Source organism: Candidatus Poriferisocius sp. (assembly GCF_965204015.1).
GTDB lineage: Bacteria > Actinomycetota > Acidimicrobiia > Acidimicrobiales > Bin134 > Poriferisocius.
Genome location: NZ_OZ241965.1, coordinates 3301040 through 3317398, shown reverse-complemented (window position 1 = coordinate 3317398; position 16359 = coordinate 3301040). Strand labels below are relative to the sequence as shown.

The window sequence follows — 16359 nt, the reverse complement described above, 5'->3', positions numbered from 1 at the left end:
TTCGCCCTGGACAATGCGGCTGACCGAACTTCGACTGAGCCCTGAACTGCTCCCATGGCGCGATGACATCAGGGAGTTTCTGAACTCAGAGATGGCCCCCGACGTGGTAGCCGGCCACGTCGACCCCACCGACCTCACCGGCCTTGACTGGGCCTTCGAACAGCGTCATCAACGAGAAGCCGCTCGGCGGCACATGCTGGCCGTCTCTCTTCCGGTAGTCGACGGTGGGCTCGGCAAGTCCCGAGCCTGGAAGCACGTCTACGACCTGGAGGCTGCTTTCTTCGGTGCACCGTCCATCGATACCGGGGTCACGCTGTGCGGATTCGTTCTGTCCCGCTATGGAACCGAGGCCCAAAAGGCGCGTTGGCTAACGCCCATGGTCTCAGGCCAAATGATGGGCGCGATCGCCTATAGCGAAGCCGGTGCGGGCAACAACTTGGCCGCCATCTCAACAACCGCCATACGTGGCGCTGAGGGTTGGGAGTTGTCGGGCACCAAGTCGCACGTAACCGGGGCTCACAAAGCCGGCGTTGCGGTGGTGTTGGCGGTTACCGACACCGAGGCCCAACCCCGGAATTCGATGTCGATGTTCCTGGTACCCCTGGATGCTCCCGGAGTTCACGTGCGTCGAAGGCCTACCGTCAACCGCTGGACTCTGGGTGAGGTTGCCTTCCAACGGGTACGGCTTGACGAGAATTGTCTGCTGGGCGAAGTGGGATACGGCTGGCCTCAGGTCATGGCCGCGGTTGGCGCGGAGCGTGGTTCTCTGGCCCACTACGGATGGATCGAACAATGGCTGATGCGGCTCCCCACGGGGGTTCCCGATTGGCAGCGGGCCCGACTCCACGGGGGCGCGGCTCAGGTCCGAGCTTTCTGCCAACGACTGATCGACTACGAGATCGCGGGCCGCCCGGTGGGATATGAGGCGTCGGTCGTGAAGGTGACAGCCACCGAGTTGCTCCAAGACATCGCCCGCACTGCCCGATCGGCCGCAGGACCAACCCAGACGGAATGGACGCCGCTGTTCGACGAAGGGCCTCCGTATGCTTACGACGCCTTGGAGGCCCTCCACCCGACGATCTCCGTGGGGGCCAACGAGACCCACCGGGACATGATCGCGGCTGCCCTCTTGAGCGAAGACCCACCCGCGAACCCTCACCCCAGCGGTGAAAGCGATGATCCCGTGCTCGCCGCTTGTGCCGATATGGCCGCCGACGCCCGGCAAGTCCTCTCCCTGACGGCACAGGACGCTCTGAACCGGCCGCTCTATGGAAAAACCGTGGGTGATTTCCAGGTCGCCCGACATCGCTTTGTCGACATGGCCATTGCTGTCGAGGCCATGGAGCTGGCCACTGCGGAGGCGGCCCTCGCCCCTCCCGGCCCGCAGCGCGACTATCTGGTGTCAGCCGCCAAGGTGACCGGCAACGAATTCCTGCTGGATGTGTTGGCCGGCGCCCATCAGTTGCACGGAGCCGACGGATACTACGACGACCACAATCTCGCTCCCCTCACCCAGCGGGCCTGGGCCGCCCAGGCCCGGAAAGGCACGACCGCCGAGCACCTGGATCAGCTGGCCAGCCTCACCCGCTAATCCTCTAAGCGGGGGCGCTTCCGGCAATGGTGACCCGATGGAGCACGCGCTCCTCGCCAGCCACATCGCCTACTACGGCATGCTGAGTAGACCGGTTGTCCCAGATCACTAGGTCGCCGTCGCGCCAACGGTGTCGATACGTATTCTCGTAGCGCCCGATGACCCTGTAGAGGTATTCCAGCAAGGGCTGGCTCTCCTCCGGGGTCCACCCATCGATGCGGGTCACATAGTTGTCGTTGACGAACAGCGCTTCGCCACCGGTGTCGGGATGAGCCCTCACCACCGGGTGGACAGCCATCACCGCTTCGTGGTCCAAGCCGGCATCGGCGGCCAGGCTGGTGCCCTCGTGAACCGCGGAGAGCGTGCGGAGCATGTCTTGAAGTCGAGGGGACAGAGACTGGAACGCCCTGACTGCGCTGGCAAACATCGTGTCGCCGCCCACCTTGGGAAGCACCCGGGCCAAGAGCAGGGTGTAGGCGTGGGGGTCACTCATGTGGGTCGAGTCGGAGTGCCACGTCTGGGTGATGGGGTTCGGGTCGTAGATTTTCATGATCCCCGGATACCCCTCGATCGACGGCACGTAGGGGTGGATTGAGATCTCTCCCCACCGGGCAGCAAAGGCGAGCTGGTCTTCTGGGGTCATCTCCCCCTGATCACGGATGCAGATGACCCCGTTGACATGGAGCGCGTCGCGCACCGCGACAAAGTCGGTGTCGAAAATCTGCCCAGTCAGATCGAGTCCAAGCACCTCCGCGCCCAGGGCCCCTGCCAGTTGCCGGATCTCCATGGTTGAGAAACTCTAACCAGCTGCTGACTGGCCGATCAGCTTGTCGATCGAATCGTCTAGGCCACCAGGTCGGCTGGAAAGCAGCCATGCGGCTCGCTGGGCCTGCACCGCCTCGTCGAAATCGCGGGCCACGGGAGCCTTGACATCCAGGCCGTGCTCCGCGGCGAGCCGCCGCAGCCCGAGTTCGGCAAATTGACACACCGCCGCCATCTCAGCAGCCACCACCGGGCCCCGAGGACCGCCAATTGGCTGGGAGAACCGCTCCCTGGCCTCTGAGAGAATCTCCATCCCATGGGCGACTCCCGCGGGGTCAGGCTCTCCGAAACCGGGGATTCCGATGGAGCACAGCGACGTGAATATGGGACTGGAGTTGGGAGACACCATCCCCAACTCTTCGCCGATACAGCCCAAGCGATCAATCAGCGCTCCGACTCCCTTCTCGCAGCCCAAGAGCTCATCGATGCGCTGGGCCACTTCGGCTTCGTCGTCGATGGGCGCTCCGGAGGCGGCCGCGCCGCCCCGCACCATGGACGGGAGGGAGACCGCCAGCGGTTGAAAATGCCCGTTGTCGCCCCAGTCGGTCAACAGGAATCCCGGCGACCCGTAGGAGGTGCCGACCGCCACGGCGTCGGCGATGTTGGCGGCCGCATTCACATTGCGACCGATAAGGGTGTTCCAACTGCTGGTACCAGGAGCCACCCAAAAGGGCTTCCCCGCTTCGATGAACAAACGGGCATGGGACTCGAACCCCAGATGCATGTCCTCAGGCAAACCAAGCCGGTCGATCAGCTCGGTCGGCAGAAACGACATCCACCCGCTATCCGAAGGGGCCTCGTAGTTCCAAACAACAGGGATCGCCCCCTGGGGAATTCTGGAGACAAGGGAGCGATCTCGGCGGAATTGGTCGGCCCAGAACATCACCTCATAGCCATCGTCTACGAGCGGGGCGATAATCCTCGACAGGTGCTCGATATACACGGTTTCCCGGCCCCGCTCAGCAACGTCCGAAGCCGATACGCCTTCTCCCAACTCGAACGGCTCGTCACCTCCGATGTGGAGGCGGCGGCTGCGAATGGATCGGGCCAACTCCCGGGCGAGAGCCACACCGAACGCGGCGTTTTCGACCGTCGGAGCGAGACACCCCGGCGGCATGGCGCCTGAGCCGAAGAGCGCAGGCGCGCCCTCCGGGCATTCGGCAAGACCGCGATACCGCTCGTGGGCCAGCCAACGCCCCATGTGGCCAAAGCAGTTCATGTTGCCCACCAGGTCGATGCCGCGGACCTCGCAGACACGATCCAGCCATCTCAGATCGTCAGCGGTTAGGGGTGAAGCTCCTTCCCACACTGTTTTGTGGTCGGTGTAGGCGTAGGTGTGCTCCACGTAGAGTTGGATCTCATTGAATCCAAGTGCTGCTAATGCGTCCGCCAACCACTCCAGGGTGTCCCGCGTCGGAACACGGTCTCTTGAAATATCCAGCATGTAGGCGCGTCGTTCGAACATCTGCCCTCAGAACCACTTGTCGGTCAATGCCGCACGAGCAAACATAACGGTTTTGTAACTATTTTATTGCCTAACGATGAGATTTCAGTAAGGTGGGCCCGATAATGAGGCCCTCATTCTTGGATGCGACACAATGATTCCTGAAGTGTATGGTTACTTGAATGGCAGACTCCAGCAAGCTCAGAAAATACCGCTCCGATCATGAGGATCTAGAAACGAATAGTCGTTCTGCAATCGTTGAAGCGGGACGGGTGCTATTTCTCAAGCAGGGCATTGCTTCGACGACTATGGGGGAAATTGCTGAGCAGGCGGGGGTGAGCAGAGTCACCGTTTATCGCCACTTCCCTGAATGCGGCGCGATTGCATTCGTCGTGTACAACCAAATGCTGGAGTCAATTCTCGAAGCCACACGAGCAGGAGTTCCTACTGGAGTCAGCGGACTCGATGCTGCTCGGCACTGTCTGAATGCTCTCTTTGCCGCATATCCATCGCAAGAATCCGCATTCCGCTACTGCGCAGCATTCAGTTCCTACTACGCAATGGAGGAACGATCAGACGAACTAGCAGAATGGTATGGCGCTCGGGAATTCCAGGGGCTCGCCGATGCCTGCGCCGCATTCTTCGGATCCCAGTTCGACCGAGAGACATCCGGCCGTCTGATGGCACTCACCGATGCCGCCGCGAGCGGTTTGTGCGGATTAGCGGTCGCCGGCTCGCCGCTAAATCAAACCTACGTCGAATCCCGACTCCGCAGCCTAAAAGAGTTGATCTTGGGCCAATTCGACTCCCTCGCCGCCTAGGACGCAGCCTCCCTTGGGCGACGCGCGGCTGACTAGGGACACCTCGTCCGCTTCCCGGCCCTACCCTTCCGGGCCCTCAATGTTGTAGAGGGCAGCCGCATTCTCCCAGAGCAGCTTGCGCCTGACTTCTTCGCTGTGGCCGGCAAGCGAAGCTTCGATCCGCTCGCGGACGTTTCCGTAGAGACAGGTGGGGTGGGGAAAGTCGGTCTCGAACAGCACGTTGTCGACGCCGATCTTGTCGAGCAGTCGCTGGGGCGCGGTCTCCTCGAACCAGTAGCAGGCGTAGACCTGGCGGCGGAAGTACTCGCTGGGCAGCATCTCGAAGTTGGGTGCATGGTCGAGTCCACCGCATTCATTGAAGGAGTGGTCAACCGCCTCAAGCACGAAGGGGATGAAGCCGATGCCGCTTTCCACCGACACGAACTTGAGGTCGGGATAACGAGGCAGCACACCAGATCCCAGTAGATCGGTGAGCTGGATGCCGTTTTTCAGGAACATCTCCAGCGACGCGTAGGCGTATGTCGAAGGCTTGCCATGGGCCGCCATCCGCTCAGGGGTGAACCCGGTGGTGGTGTCGCCGCTGCCGATGTGGAAGCTGATGGGGAGACCGGCCTCCTGGGCCACCGACCACAGCGGATCCCAGTGGGGGTCGCCCAGCAACGGCAGCCCGAATCGCTGCGGCTCGCCGGTGAACAAAACAGCCCGGTGGCCGAGTTCGGCGCACCGAGCGACCTCCGCCACCGTGTCGTCAATGTCCCAGAAGGGGGTCGAGATGACGGCCACGAATCGCCGGGGATCGGGCGAGATCCAGTCCAATTGGAAGTTGTTGTAGGCCTGTACGCAGGCCAGCATGAGCTCGCGGTCTTTCAGCTTCAAGAAGTGCTGCGCCCCAAAGCCGCCGACGTTCGGATAGAGCACCTGGGCCCAGATTCCCTGCTCGTCCATTAGCTTCAATCGCTCACTGGCGTCATAGGCCGCCGGGTGGATCTCCTCGAACACCGAAGGGCCCGCAGGAAATGGCTCCGGCCAACCGGCCACCGCGGTCATTCCCACCGACGAGAACACCTCTCCTCCCACGAACCAGTGATCCTTGCCCTCGTCGGTGCGCTCCACCCGGGGCACCCGGTCTTTCAATTTGGCGGGAACCCGGGAAACAAAGGTGTCAGGGGGCTCAGTCACGTGGGTGTCGACGTCGATAACGAGCTCAGCGTTGGCCATGTCCCCAGTTTGCCCCACACCTCCGCTGGTGTCAGATAGTGGGTCTTGGATCAGTTCTTCGGGCTGCGGGCCATACCGCCGTCGATCACCACGGTTTGACCGTTCATGAAGCTCGACTCTTCTGAGCACAGATACAGCAGCAGTCCCACGAGATCTTCGGGCTGACCCTGTCGTCGGACGGTCTGGCGGGCCAAGAGTGTTTTGACCTGTTGCTCGGGGAGTTTCGCGGTCATCATTCCCGGTGCGATGCCGTTGACCCTGATGTTGTCGTCGGCAAACTCATCGGCCAGCACGCGAGTGACACCGTTGAGCGCGAGCTTCGACACCGTGTAGGCCCCGGCGTCCATCAGAGCGCCGTTCGACGATTGATTCACGACGACCCCACCGCCCCGACTTCGCATGGACGCCGCGCAGGCCTTGGCGCACATGATGGGGGCGACGGTGTTCACCGCCAGGATCTCCAACCATTCGTCCTTGGAGAGCGGCAAAGCGTCGCTCCACTTGCCCCGGGCCAAGCCGGCGTTGTTAACCAGGATGTCCACCCCGCCGAATGCGCTGGTGGCGGCCTGCACCATGGCTTCGATGTCTGTTTCAAGAGCGACATCGCAGCGAACGCCAATGGTCTGAGCCCCGGACGAAGCAATGTCTTCGGCAGTGCGGATTGCCGCTTCGCCGTCGATGTCTGAGACCACCACCGCGGCGCCCTCGGCGGCAAGGGCTCGGGCGTAGACAACCCCCAACCCTCCCACTCCGGCGCCCCCTGCTCCGGTGACGATCGCTACCTTGCCTTCAAGTTTCATACTGCCACCCCTTAGACGCCCGGAATCCTATGCTTGCAGTCGGTCTATGACGCTAGGCACCGACATCACGCTGGCCGAATTGGAGAGCGACCCCGATCCGATTCTGGCTCGGCTGCGGGCCGAGGAGCCGGTGGCCTGGGTGCCGGCCATGGAGATGTGGCTGGTCACCCGATGGGATGACGTGGTCTACATGGAGGATAATCCGGAACTGTTCAGCGCGGCGACCGAACCGTCGTTTCTGGCCCGGGCACTGGGGCAGAACATGCTCACCTGCGATCCCCCGAAGCACACCCGCCTCCAGGCCATCATGCAGCCGCCATTTCAGCCCGGCGGACGCAGCGGCACCTTCGCCACCGCAGAACTCGGGCCAATGGCCGACCAACTGCTCGACGCGGTCGACCCGGCCGGTTTTGAGCTGATGACCGACTACGCCCAGCCCCTCTCCGCGGGCTCCCTGGCTACCGTGCTGGGACTCGATGCCCACGGATATGACCGGATGTGGTCGTGGTGCGAGGGACTCTGCACCGATCTGGCCAATTTCGAGAACGACCCGGGGCTGACCGCCATCGGCGAGCAAACCAAGGCCGACTTGGGGGCGGCCATCGCCGAGCGGATCGCGTCGGCCGGGGATGACGACTCGGCGATCTCCTGGTTTGTCCGGGAGGGGGCAACGCCCGAGGAGATCGTCAACAACGTGCGGCTGATGATCTCCGGCGGCATCAACGAGCCCCGAGACGGCATCGGCATGGTGACCTGGGTTCTTTTGACCCGCCCTGATCTCAAGGCCCAGATTGATGCCGCTCCGGCCAAGCTGCGCCGGCTCATCGAAGAGGTCTTCCGGGTTTATAGCCCAGTTGGAACCATCACCCGCCAGGCCACCCAGGATCTCGAGATCAGCGGATCGTCCATCAAGGCCGGAGAACTGGTGAGCGGGGTGCTGCGGTCGATCAACCTCGACGAGTCGCACTGGTCGAACCCCGCTGAGATCGACCTCGACCGCCGAGAGGGCACTCATGCCGCCTTCGCCCTTGGCACCCACCGCTGCCTCGGCGAATGGCTCGGCCGCCAGGAAGTACGGGTGGGAGTGGAACGCCTCTTCGCCCGCTTCCCCAATCTGGCCCTCGAGCCTCACCAGCAGATCGAAATCCACGGCTTCGAGTTCCGCGGCCCCCGCTCAGTTGAGGTTCGGGCCTAAGGAGCGAAGCTGATCGGAATTCGGATCGTGGCATCCGGTTCAAGAATCCCCGAGTCGTTGACCGCGATCACACAATCGTCCACGGTGGCATCGCATACCCCGGTGCCGACTACCCCGGCGATGATCGTCAACTCCACCGATCCATCGCCAGTGGGATTGGGATGCAAGATCCTGGCGTTGGTGAAGTCGCAGGCCCCCGAGCCTTCGGTGCCGCCTTGCGAGCACTGGAGAACGTTCACGGTTTGTTCGGGGAGGTAACCGCTCCAGGTGACCACCACGGTCTGCCCGTCGACCAGCCCGGTTGTCGGCTCGGCCCATGCCTGGCGGTTGAGCTCGGGCATCTCGACCTCCACGGTCAAACCGGAATCGGCCTCGGCCGCGAACACCAACTCTGCATTGGGTGACGAGCGGGGCTGTTGCAAGCGGACCGCCGCTTGGCCGTCGCCGCCGAGAGCCACGGCTAAGAAATCCAGGATGGTAGTAACCACGTCGTCGAAGAAGTCGCTGCCCGAACCCAGCCACGATCCGTGGTCCCCGCCTTCAAGGGTCAGCAGGCCCTTGATTGTTGAGACCTCATTGAACAGCACTGGTGAGGTCGCGTAGAGAATCAATGGGTCCTTGGTGCCGTGAATGATCAAGATAGGCGGCGTAGCAGTGAAGTCGTACTCGCCGTCGAAGGGCGCTGGCGGTCCCGCCATGGCCACCACCGCGTCAACCCGCTCGTCTCGACAACAGCTGTTGGCTCCGATGCCCAGCACGGTTATCGCTCCATTGGAATGCCCGATTGCCGCGATTCGGCTGTCGTCAACCATGCCGGCCAGCGGCCATTGTGGGTCGCTGCCGAGTTGGACGAGGGTGTCGATCAAAAAGCTCAAGTCCCCCGGCTGAGATCCGGTGTCAGCGGGGTCGGGGCCAGGGGAATTCCGCCCCGATGTTCGGGGAAACTCCGGGGCCACCACCACGTGCCCACCGGCGGCTATGGCAGAAAGAAGCTCCAAGTTCCATTCCGGCTTGCCGCCCAACCCATGGGCGAACAACACCAGCGGGTAGGGGCCTCCCACGGGTCCCGCCCCCTCAACGGCTACGGACGCGTCATCAACCGCGGCGGGATAGACAACCAAGGTTCGAAGTGTGCGGCTGTCCCGGCCGGCGTCATTTCCGCTCGCCGGAGTCGGGCGCTGGTGGTCGGTGTAGACCTCTTCGATGTAGCCAACTCCGGTGGCAGTCTGGTCTGGCTCGTCGGCGACAGGGGTTTCGCTATCAGGAGTGGCAGTGGGGATCTCAGGGGCTGGAGTCACCACTGGGGCTTCAGCGGTTGGTTCGGGTTCGACATGAGTCGCTTCGGCAGCGGGGGTCGGACTCATGGCGGCGCTGTCGAGCACCTGGGCATCTCTGGGAGCTTGGCCCGATTGTTCAGCAGACGACCCACATGACAGCAGCAGAGCTGCCCCTAGAGCAGAGACGCAGATAATGGCCGCGACGCGGCCCACCGAGTCCGACATTGCGTCTCAGAATACGACGACCCCGCGGGCGTTGTGGCCGTCTTCCATCTTCTCCACGGCACCGTTGATCTCCTCAAGCTCGAAACGGTGCGTGATGAGCTTTTCGATCTCAAGCTGGCCTTGGCGATACATCTCCACCAACATCGGAATGTCGGTGGTGGGGCGCGATGTGCCGTACACACAGCCCATGAGGGTTTTCTCCGTCATGCAGAACTCCAGGCCGGGGAGCTCGGTCAACGCCCCGACGGGCTGGACGCCGATGGCCACGACGGTGCCGTCCTGACGGAGGCAATCCCAGGCCAGTCGCACCAGCGACGGTATGCCGACGACCTCAAAGGCATAGTCGGCGCCTTCGCCCCCGGTTAGCTCGAAGATATGCGCCACCGTCGACTCTGGGCTGTCGTTCTTAACGAGGTTGGTGGCCCCGAATCCCTGGGCCATGGCCAGTTTGTCGTCGTGGAGGTCGACCCCGATGATCGCACTGGCCCCGGCCAGCGCAGCCGCCTGGATGACGTTGAGACCCACACCGCCGCAGCCGATCACCACCACGGACGAGCCCGGTTGGACTTTGGCCCGGTTGAACACGGCCGAGGTGCCGGTCAGCACGCCGCATCCGGTCATCGCGGCAATCTCCAGCGGCACATCGCCAGGGATCGGCATGGCACGCCTCTCGTTGCAGACGAGCTCTTCTGAGAGGGTGCCGATCGCTGAGAATTGGTAGAGACCGCGGCCATCGGAATCGGCCATGCGCGGCTCACCGTTAGCGGAATCGGTGCCGGTGAAAGTCAGATCCAGATTCGCGGAGCACAGGTTGGGCCGGCCCTTGAGGCAGTTCCGGCACACCCCACAGTGGATCAGGGCCGAGAGCACCACATGGTCGCCCACCTGGCAAGTCGTGACCTCACTTCCGATTTCCTCCACGACGCCCGCGCCTTCGTGGCCGAGGATCATCGGGAGAGGGAACGGCAGGTCTCCGGTTTGCACCGCGACATCTGAGTGGCACAGGCCACTGGCCCCAACCCTGACCCGAACATCATGGGGACCGACAGTGCCAGAGGTGAACTCCACCACATCGATGGGCGCCCCGGCCTCATATACGACTGCGGCCTTCATTACGCGACCACCCCCTTGACCTTCAGGTCGATGACTTCATCCCAGTCCATGTCCAGGTTCTCGGTGAGGATCTCGTCGCCGTGCTCGTTGAACCCCGGTGCCCGTCCCGGGGCGGCCGGCTCCCCGTTGAACTGGACGGGAACCGCCACCAACTTGAAGGGAATCCCGTTTTCACTTACGGCATCTTGAACGTAGCCGTTGGCCTCTACCTGCGGGTCGTCGATTATCTCGAGGGTGTCGAGCGCCGGCGTCCACTGTCCGGAGAAGTCGGCAAAGAGCTCCCGCACTTCTTCCAGGGTGCGGCTCTCCACCACCTCCTCCACTACATCCCGAGCCGGCTTGGCATTGGCCATAAGCGCGTCATAGGTGGCGAATCGCTCGTCCTCGATCAGCTCTGGGCGGTCGATCACCCGGCAGAACTCCTGCCAATACGGGAGAGGCTGGAGGCAGGTGATGTTGATGGTGTAGCCGTCGGCGGTGACGTAGTTGCCGAGGAGCGGCTGGGTGAGACCGCTGAGGTCGACCGGCCGCCACGGCGTGTTGTTGACGTGTGACATGGCCACGCCCGCTCCCATAGCCCATAGTCCGGTGCCCAGCAGCGACACCTCCAGCGCGACCGCCTCTCCGGTCCGCTCTCGGTGGAACAACGCGGTGGCTATTCCCCCGGCAATGGTCATGGCACCGATCGAGTCGCCAAAGGCCGGTCCCGGCTGAGAAGGCATGCGCTCATCGTCGGTGTACCAGGTGCCCATGGCCGCCCCCGAACGCACCCAAAACGAGGTCATGTCGTAGCCTCCCCGATCGCCCTCGGGCCCCTTGGGACCCCACGCGGTGCCCGCGGCGTACACGATGCTCTCGTTGTGGGGCCGCACCTCCTCCTCGGTGATGTGCAGCCGCTCGCGCACGTTGGGCGGCTTGTTGGTGAGGAAGACATCGGAAATGGCGATGAGCCGGTGCAGTATCGCCATCCCCTCCTCGGTTTGGAGGTCGAGGCCGAGGCTGCGCTTACCCCGGTTGGCGTGTTCCATGATGGCGTGGACCTGACCCCTGAGGTCGAGCGCCCCGCTGGACGCGAGGCCCCGAGCAGCGTCGCCCCGCTGGGCGTGCTCGATCTTTATGACATCGGCGCCCCAGTCGGCCAGCACCGCCGAAGCGGCGGGCACAAAGGTGTGATCGCAGACATCCAGGATGCGAATGCCCTCCATTGGTTGAACCATGGTCAACTTCTCTCTCCCGCTCCCTTAGGCGGGGACGCTAGCAATACGCTCTCGTTATGAGCGAGATTGAGTCTGCCTGGAGTCAGTACCCCGGATATGCCATCGACCTCGTCCCGTGGTCGGGCCAGGGGCGAGCGACGTTCAACGGTGCGGTGGTGGCCGAGAGTGACTTCTGCTTGATCGTCAAAGAGTCGGATCATCAAGACCAGCTCTATTTCCCGATGGGCGATGTGGTGTGGGAGCACTTCGCCGAGTCCGACCTGAACACGGTGTGCCCGTTCAAGGGCGAGGCCGACTACTGGTCGCTGACCGTTGGCGACGAAACCGGGGAGAACGTGGTTTGGGCCTACCAACAACCGTTCCCCGAAGTGGCGGGTCTTGAGGGTCACGTGGCCTTCTACACCGATCGGGTGCAAGTCGCGCTCCTCGAAGAGGTGGCCGAGGACGACGGCGACGTGGTGGCCTACCGCTTCCCGGTTTGGGGTACGGCCGCCGACTTGGCCCGGCTGATCGACGTGGTTCCCGACGGTGAGGGGCGATTTGTCAGCCCGTCATTCCCCGACCCTCCCCTGGGCACCTTCGTGGATATTCCCGAACGCTTCCGGCCCCGCCAGGTGATCGAGGGAGGCCAACTGTTGGGCCAAGGCATCGTGGCGGCGTCCAAGACCGTGCCCGACCAACGGGTGGTGTCGGCTTCGATGGTGTTCACCAAAGCGGCCCGCTTCGACTCCCCTCTGGCTGTCGAAGTAGACGTGCTGCGCCAAGGCCGGACCTACTCCACCGTGGAGACCCGCATCGTCCAGCACGACAAGCTGTGCTCGGTGGGGTTGGTACTGCTCGACAGCGGCGCCGAGGACGTCTACCGGGTGGCCGCGGAGATGCCCGATGTGCCTGGACCGCTGGAGTGTCCGCTGCGGGACTTCCAGGTGATCGGACGCGACATCCGGGTGGTGGACGGGGCCTACAACTTCGACCCCGATGATGTGGGGCCCCCGGAGCTGTTCGTGTGGATGCGCTATCGCGACCGCCCTGAGTCCCCGGTCATGCAGGCTGCCCTGTTGGCCCAGGCCACCACCCACTACACCATTGGCGCGTCGATGCGACCCTTCCAGGGCATCACCGAGGCGCTGGCCCACAAGACCTTGTCGACCGGCCCCATGACCGTTGACATGTCTTTCCATGACGATGCCGACGCCGGCGACTGGCACCTCTACGAGAATCCCGCCATTTACGCCGGCCGGGGCCATGTGCAGGGCCAAGGCCGCATATTCGCCCAGGACGGGCGCCTGGTGGCCTCCTACTCGCTTCATGCCATGGTGAGGTCTTTCGACACCGACCCCAAGCAGATCGGCGGCTTCACCTCAGCGATGTGAACCCATCAGGGCCGATACATGAGGAGACAGACATGACCGAGGTATACCGCGACCCTCACGCCACGATTGACGACCGCGTGGCCGATCTTTTGAGCCGGATGACGCTTGAGGAGAAAGTTGCCCAGCTCGGAGCTATTTGGCTTACTGCGCTGGTTCAAGACGAAACCTTCGATGCCGACCATGCAGCCGAGATGCTGGCCGACGGTATCGGCCAAGTCACCCGCATCGGAGCGAGCACCGGCCTTCTGGCCAACGAATCGGCCCAACTCGGCAACGACATCCAGAATGTGCTGGTAGAGCGCACCCGGCTGGGGATTCCCACCGTTATCCACGAGGAAGGCGTCGGCGGATTCCTCCACCGCGGCGCCACCACGTTCCCCCAGGGGCTGGGCTTGGCCGCCACTTGGAATGTGGATCTGATGGCCGAGGTGGCGGAGGTGATCCGCACCCAAATGACCGCCGTTGGCGCCCGCCACAACCTCTCCCCGGTTCTAGACGTCGCCCGGGATCCCCGATGGGGACGGGTGGAGGAAACCTACGGAGAATCCCCCGAGCTGTGCGCTCGGATGGGGGTTGCCTATGTGACGGGCCTCCAAACCGATGACCTGGCCAACGGCGTTGTATGCACCGGCAAGCACTTTTTGGGCTACGGATACTCCCTCGGAGGCCGAAATCAAGCGCCTGTCCACCTCGGCGATCGAGAGCTGCGCGAGGTGTACGCCGAGCCGTTCGCGGCCGCCATCCGCGAGGCCGGCCTGGCGTCGATTATGAACAGCTACTCCTCGGTCGATGGCGTCCCAGTTGCGGCCAGCCGAGCACTGCTGACTGAACTATTGCGCGCCGAACTGGGCTTTGACGGCACGGTAGTGGCCGACTACTTCGCGGTCATGCAACTCCACTTCAACCACATGACCGCGGCAGATCCCACTGAGTCGGCCATCCAAGCCCTAAGCGCGGGCCTGGATATCGAGCTCCCCGCCCTTGACTGCTACAAGCACCTGCCAACCGCAGTCCGAGAAGGCCGAATCGACGAGTCAACCATCGACGAGTCGTGTGCTCGGGTGCTGGCCCAAAAGTTCCGGCTCGGGCTGTTTGAGAACCCCTATGTGGACGCCGAATCTGCGCCCAACGTCTTCGACACCCCCGACCAGAGGGCGTTGGCCCGGCGGGCTGCCGCTGAAGGGGTGATCCTGCTGGAAAACGATGGAGTGCTGCCTCTCGACCCCTCGATCTCACAAGTGGCGGTCATCGGCCCCCACGCCGACGATCCTCGGCTTCTCCAGGGCGACTACCACTATCCCGCCCATCTGGAAATCATCTACCAGAACCGCAGTGCAGAAATGCTAGAGGCCATGGAGGCTCTCGGCATGGAACAAGGGCTCGACCAGCTGCCCGAGGCCGGTGGCACGTTCTCCCCGGGACCGCACTTCACCCCCCATGTGACGCCGCTCCAAGGCTTGCGGGCCGCTCTACCCAGCGCTGAGGTCGTTTACGTAGCGGGGTGTGCCGATGCCGGCGACGACGTATCGGGAATCGGGGATGCCGTTGCGGCTGCGTCGTCGGCCGACGTCGCCATTGTGTGCGTAGGCGCCCGATCGGGGTTGGTTGCCGACGCCACCGTGGGCGAGGCCCGCGACGCCACCCACCTGGGCCTTCCCGGAGTGCAGTCGCAACTCGTAGCCGAGGTCGCGGCCACCGGCACCCCAACCGTCGTCGTCGTGATCAGTGGACGGGTCCATACGCTCGCCGATGAGGCTGCGGCCGCCAATGCCCTGCTCTGGTCGATCCTCCCGGGCGAGGAAGGCGGCGCGGCCATTGCCGATGTGCTGGTCGGTACCGTCAACCCTGCGGGACGTCTCCCGGTCTCTCTGCCCAAACACGTCGGTCAGATTCCGCTGCACTACGACATGCGCCGACGGGGCGACCGATCGGAGTTCTACGGCAGCTACGTTGATTGTGATTCCGACGCGCTCTATTGGTTCGGGCACGGCCTGTCGTACACCACATTCGAATATGGCGAGCCCTCAGTGACACCCGGGTCGACGACTGAAGCCACCACGATTGCAGTGCCCGTTTCCAACTCTGGATCAAGCGATAGTGATGAGGTCGTGCAGCTCTACGCGACCGACGAGGTTGCTTCTGTCGCCCGGCCCATCCGCGAGCTGATCGGGTTCGCCCGAGTGGCCATCCCCGCAGGCCAGACCCGCACAGTCACCTTCACCGTCCACCCCAGCCGACTGGCCTTCCATGGCCTCGACATGGCCCTCGTCACCGAGCCCGGAACGTTCACCTTCCGGGTTGGGGGCTCACCATACGACTCCGAGATGCGCGAGACCCAAGTAGAGCTGGCGGGTGAGGTGGCCCACTACGACCGCCAAACAATCGTGGCCACCTCCGTAGAAATCACCTGAGGCGCTAGACCAGATCCGGCTCCACGATCTCTACCAACAGCTCCATTGAACGGATCCAAGCATCGGCATCGGTCCTCCACGGGGCCGACACCACGTGGTCCACGCCCGCTTCGCCGTAGCGGTCCCGCTCATCGCGAATCTGAGCCGGATCCATGCCCTGGGGATCCCAACCGGTGCGATACGAGAAGGTGAACTGGGCATCGGGGCGGTCGGTGGACAGCTTCGCCCGGATGTCGGCCACAATGTTCGCCAAGTCCTCGGGTGGAGTGCTGAGCCCTTGGAAGCCGTCGCCCACCGCAGCGGCACGGTCATAGCCCGGTTGGCTGCTGCCGCCGATCCAAATCGGAATCCGATGAGCGGGCTGGGGCAGCACCTTGATGTCTTCAAACTGATAGTGATTCCCCTGGTAGGTGGCCGGTGACTCCGACCACACCAACCGCATGATCTCCAAGGCCTCGCCCATCCGCGCTCCCCGGGTGCGGAAGTCTTGATCCAGGGCCGCGTACTCAGCGGCCGACCACCCCACGCCAGCGCCAACGGTAAGACGTCCCCCGCTCAGCTGGTCGAGGCTGGCCAGGCTGTTGGCCAGATGGAGCGGGTGGTACTGGGGCACCACCATCACGCTGGTGCCCAGCCCGATCCGCTCAGTGGCCGCCGCGGCCCATCCCAAGGTGAGCAGCGGATCGAACAAGTACGAAGCCGGGTATCCCTGGTCGGCCGGGTAGACGAGGTGATCGCTGACCCACACGTCGGCAAGCCCGATCTCCTCAGCCCGCACCGCGATCCGCGCAATGGCTTCCGGAGATGCCGCTCGACCGTATTGGGGAAGATGGATTCCCAGTCTCATCGCTG

13 protein-coding genes are annotated in these 16359 nt (G+C 63.6%); 5 read left to right on the top strand and 8 right to left on the bottom strand.

The features are described from left to right. Nucleotides 1-13 precede the first annotated feature (13 nt). Nucleotides 14-1591 carry an acyl-CoA dehydrogenase gene (locus tag ACOGJC_RS14935; RefSeq protein WP_419845787.1) on the top strand — a complete coding sequence of 526 codons (1578 nt, stop codon included), beginning with the start codon at nt 14-16 and terminating at the stop codon, nt 1589-1591. 4 nt (nt 1592-1595) lie between these two features. Here the strand turns inward: ACOGJC_RS14935 and ACOGJC_RS14930 are convergent, their stop codons facing one another. Then, a complete protein-coding gene (locus tag ACOGJC_RS14930) occupies nt 1596-2378 on the bottom strand; it encodes a TauD/TfdA dioxygenase family protein (RefSeq protein WP_419845786.1) in 783 nt (260 codons plus the stop codon). A 12-nt stretch (nt 2379-2390) separates the two neighbouring features. Further along, on the bottom strand, nt 2391-3878 hold the full coding sequence (locus ACOGJC_RS14925; protein WP_419845785.1) for a glycoside hydrolase: 1488 nt from the start codon (nt 3876-3878) through the stop codon (nt 2391-2393). 161 nt (nt 3879-4039) lie between these two features. On the opposite strand from ACOGJC_RS14925, the gene ACOGJC_RS14920 reads away from it, so the two are divergent. Then, on the top strand, nt 4040-4678 hold the full coding sequence (locus ACOGJC_RS14920; RefSeq protein WP_419845784.1) for a TetR/AcrR family transcriptional regulator: 639 nt from the start codon (nt 4040-4042) through the stop codon (nt 4676-4678). Nucleotides 4679-4738: 60 nt separating this feature from the next. On the opposite strand, the gene ACOGJC_RS14915 is transcribed toward ACOGJC_RS14920, so the two are convergent. Continuing rightward, nucleotides 4739-5896: an amidohydrolase family protein gene (locus ACOGJC_RS14915; protein WP_419845783.1), complete on the bottom strand. Its 1158-nt coding sequence runs from the start codon at nt 5894-5896 to the stop codon at nt 4739-4741. Between the two features lie 50 nt (nt 5897-5946). Next, nucleotides 5947-6696 (bottom strand): SDR family NAD(P)-dependent oxidoreductase, encoded by a 750-nt coding sequence (locus ACOGJC_RS14910; protein ID WP_419845782.1) that lies wholly within the window; start codon nt 6694-6696, stop codon nt 5947-5949. Nucleotides 6697-6742: 46 nt separating this feature from the next. Between ACOGJC_RS14910 and ACOGJC_RS14905 the strand changes: the two genes are divergently transcribed. Next, nucleotides 6743-7891: a cytochrome P450 gene (locus ACOGJC_RS14905; RefSeq protein WP_419845781.1), complete on the top strand. Its 1149-nt coding sequence runs from the start codon at nt 6743-6745 to the stop codon at nt 7889-7891. Here the strand turns inward: ACOGJC_RS14905 and ACOGJC_RS14900 are convergent. Genes ACOGJC_RS14900 through ACOGJC_RS14890 form a run of 3 tightly spaced genes read right to left on the bottom strand, consistent with a single transcriptional unit; the run spans nt 7888 to nt 11723 of the window. After that, a complete protein-coding gene (locus ACOGJC_RS14900; protein WP_419845780.1) occupies nt 7888-9393 on the bottom strand; it encodes a neocarzinostatin apoprotein domain-containing protein in 1506 nt (501 codons plus the stop codon). The two genes, ACOGJC_RS14905 and ACOGJC_RS14900, sit on opposite strands and share 4 nt — an antisense overlap. 6 nt (nt 9394-9399) lie before the next feature. Then, nucleotides 9400-10506 (bottom strand): zinc-binding dehydrogenase, encoded by a 1107-nt coding sequence (locus ACOGJC_RS14895; RefSeq protein WP_419845779.1) that lies wholly within the window; start codon nt 10504-10506, stop codon nt 9400-9402. Continuing rightward, nucleotides 10506-11723 carry a CaiB/BaiF CoA transferase family protein gene (locus ACOGJC_RS14890; RefSeq protein ID WP_419845778.1) on the bottom strand — a complete coding sequence of 406 codons (1218 nt, stop codon included), beginning with the start codon at nt 11721-11723 and terminating at the stop codon, nt 10506-10508. The genes ACOGJC_RS14895 and ACOGJC_RS14890 overlap by 1 nt, the downstream gene beginning before the upstream one ends. A 56-nt stretch (nt 11724-11779) precedes the next feature. On the opposite strand from ACOGJC_RS14890, the gene ACOGJC_RS14885 reads away from it, so the two are divergent. Beyond that, nucleotides 11780-13096: a DUF427 domain-containing protein gene (locus tag ACOGJC_RS14885; protein WP_419845777.1), complete on the top strand. Its 1317-nt coding sequence runs from the start codon at nt 11780-11782 to the stop codon at nt 13094-13096. A gap of 32 nt (nt 13097-13128) precedes the next feature. Continuing rightward, nucleotides 13129-15507, top strand: a complete 2379-nt coding sequence (locus ACOGJC_RS14880; protein ID WP_419845776.1) for a beta-glucosidase family protein — start codon at nt 13129-13131, stop codon at nt 15505-15507. A 4-nt stretch (nt 15508-15511) separates the two neighbouring features. On the opposite strand, the gene ACOGJC_RS14875 is transcribed toward ACOGJC_RS14880, so the two are convergent. Next, nucleotides 15512-16354 (bottom strand): LLM class F420-dependent oxidoreductase, encoded by an 843-nt coding sequence (locus tag ACOGJC_RS14875; RefSeq protein ID WP_419845775.1) that lies wholly within the window; start codon nt 16352-16354, stop codon nt 15512-15514. Nucleotides 16355-16359 lie beyond the last annotated feature (5 nt).

What these genes read in the sequence shown, in the direction of transcription:
- ACOGJC_RS14935 (WP_419845787.1), top strand. Translation starts at nt 14, where the DNA reads ATGCGGCTGACCGAACTTCGACTGAGCCCTGAACTGCTCCCATGGCGC.
- ACOGJC_RS14930 (WP_419845786.1), bottom strand. Translation starts at nt 2,378, where the DNA reads ATGGAGATCCGGCAACTGGCAGGGGCCCTGGGCGCGGAGGTGCTTGGA.
- ACOGJC_RS14925 (WP_419845785.1), bottom strand. Translation starts at nt 3,878, where the DNA reads ATGTTCGAACGACGCGCCTACATGCTGGATATTTCAAGAGACCGTGTT.
- ACOGJC_RS14920 (WP_419845784.1), top strand. Translation starts at nt 4,040, where the DNA reads ATGGCAGACTCCAGCAAGCTCAGAAAATACCGCTCCGATCATGAGGAT.
- ACOGJC_RS14915 (WP_419845783.1), bottom strand. Translation starts at nt 5,896, where the DNA reads ATGGCCAACGCTGAGCTCGTTATCGACGTCGACACCCACGTGACTGAG.
- ACOGJC_RS14910 (WP_419845782.1), bottom strand. Translation starts at nt 6,696, where the DNA reads ATGAAACTTGAAGGCAAGGTAGCGATCGTCACCGGAGCAGGGGGCGCC.
- ACOGJC_RS14905 (WP_419845781.1), top strand. Translation starts at nt 6,743, where the DNA reads ATGACGCTAGGCACCGACATCACGCTGGCCGAATTGGAGAGCGACCCC.
- ACOGJC_RS14900 (WP_419845780.1), bottom strand. Translation starts at nt 9,393, where the DNA reads ATGTCGGACTCGGTGGGCCGCGTCGCGGCCATTATCTGCGTCTCTGCT.
- ACOGJC_RS14895 (WP_419845779.1), bottom strand. Translation starts at nt 10,506, where the DNA reads ATGAAGGCCGCAGTCGTATATGAGGCCGGGGCGCCCATCGATGTGGTG.
- ACOGJC_RS14890 (WP_419845778.1), bottom strand. Translation starts at nt 11,723, where the DNA reads ATGGTTCAACCAATGGAGGGCATTCGCATCCTGGATGTCTGCGATCAC.
- ACOGJC_RS14885 (WP_419845777.1), top strand. Translation starts at nt 11,780, where the DNA reads ATGAGCGAGATTGAGTCTGCCTGGAGTCAGTACCCCGGATATGCCATC.
- ACOGJC_RS14880 (WP_419845776.1), top strand. Translation starts at nt 13,129, where the DNA reads ATGACCGAGGTATACCGCGACCCTCACGCCACGATTGACGACCGCGTG.
- ACOGJC_RS14875 (WP_419845775.1), bottom strand. Translation starts at nt 16,354, where the DNA reads ATGAGACTGGGAATCCATCTTCCCCAATACGGTCGAGCGGCATCTCCG.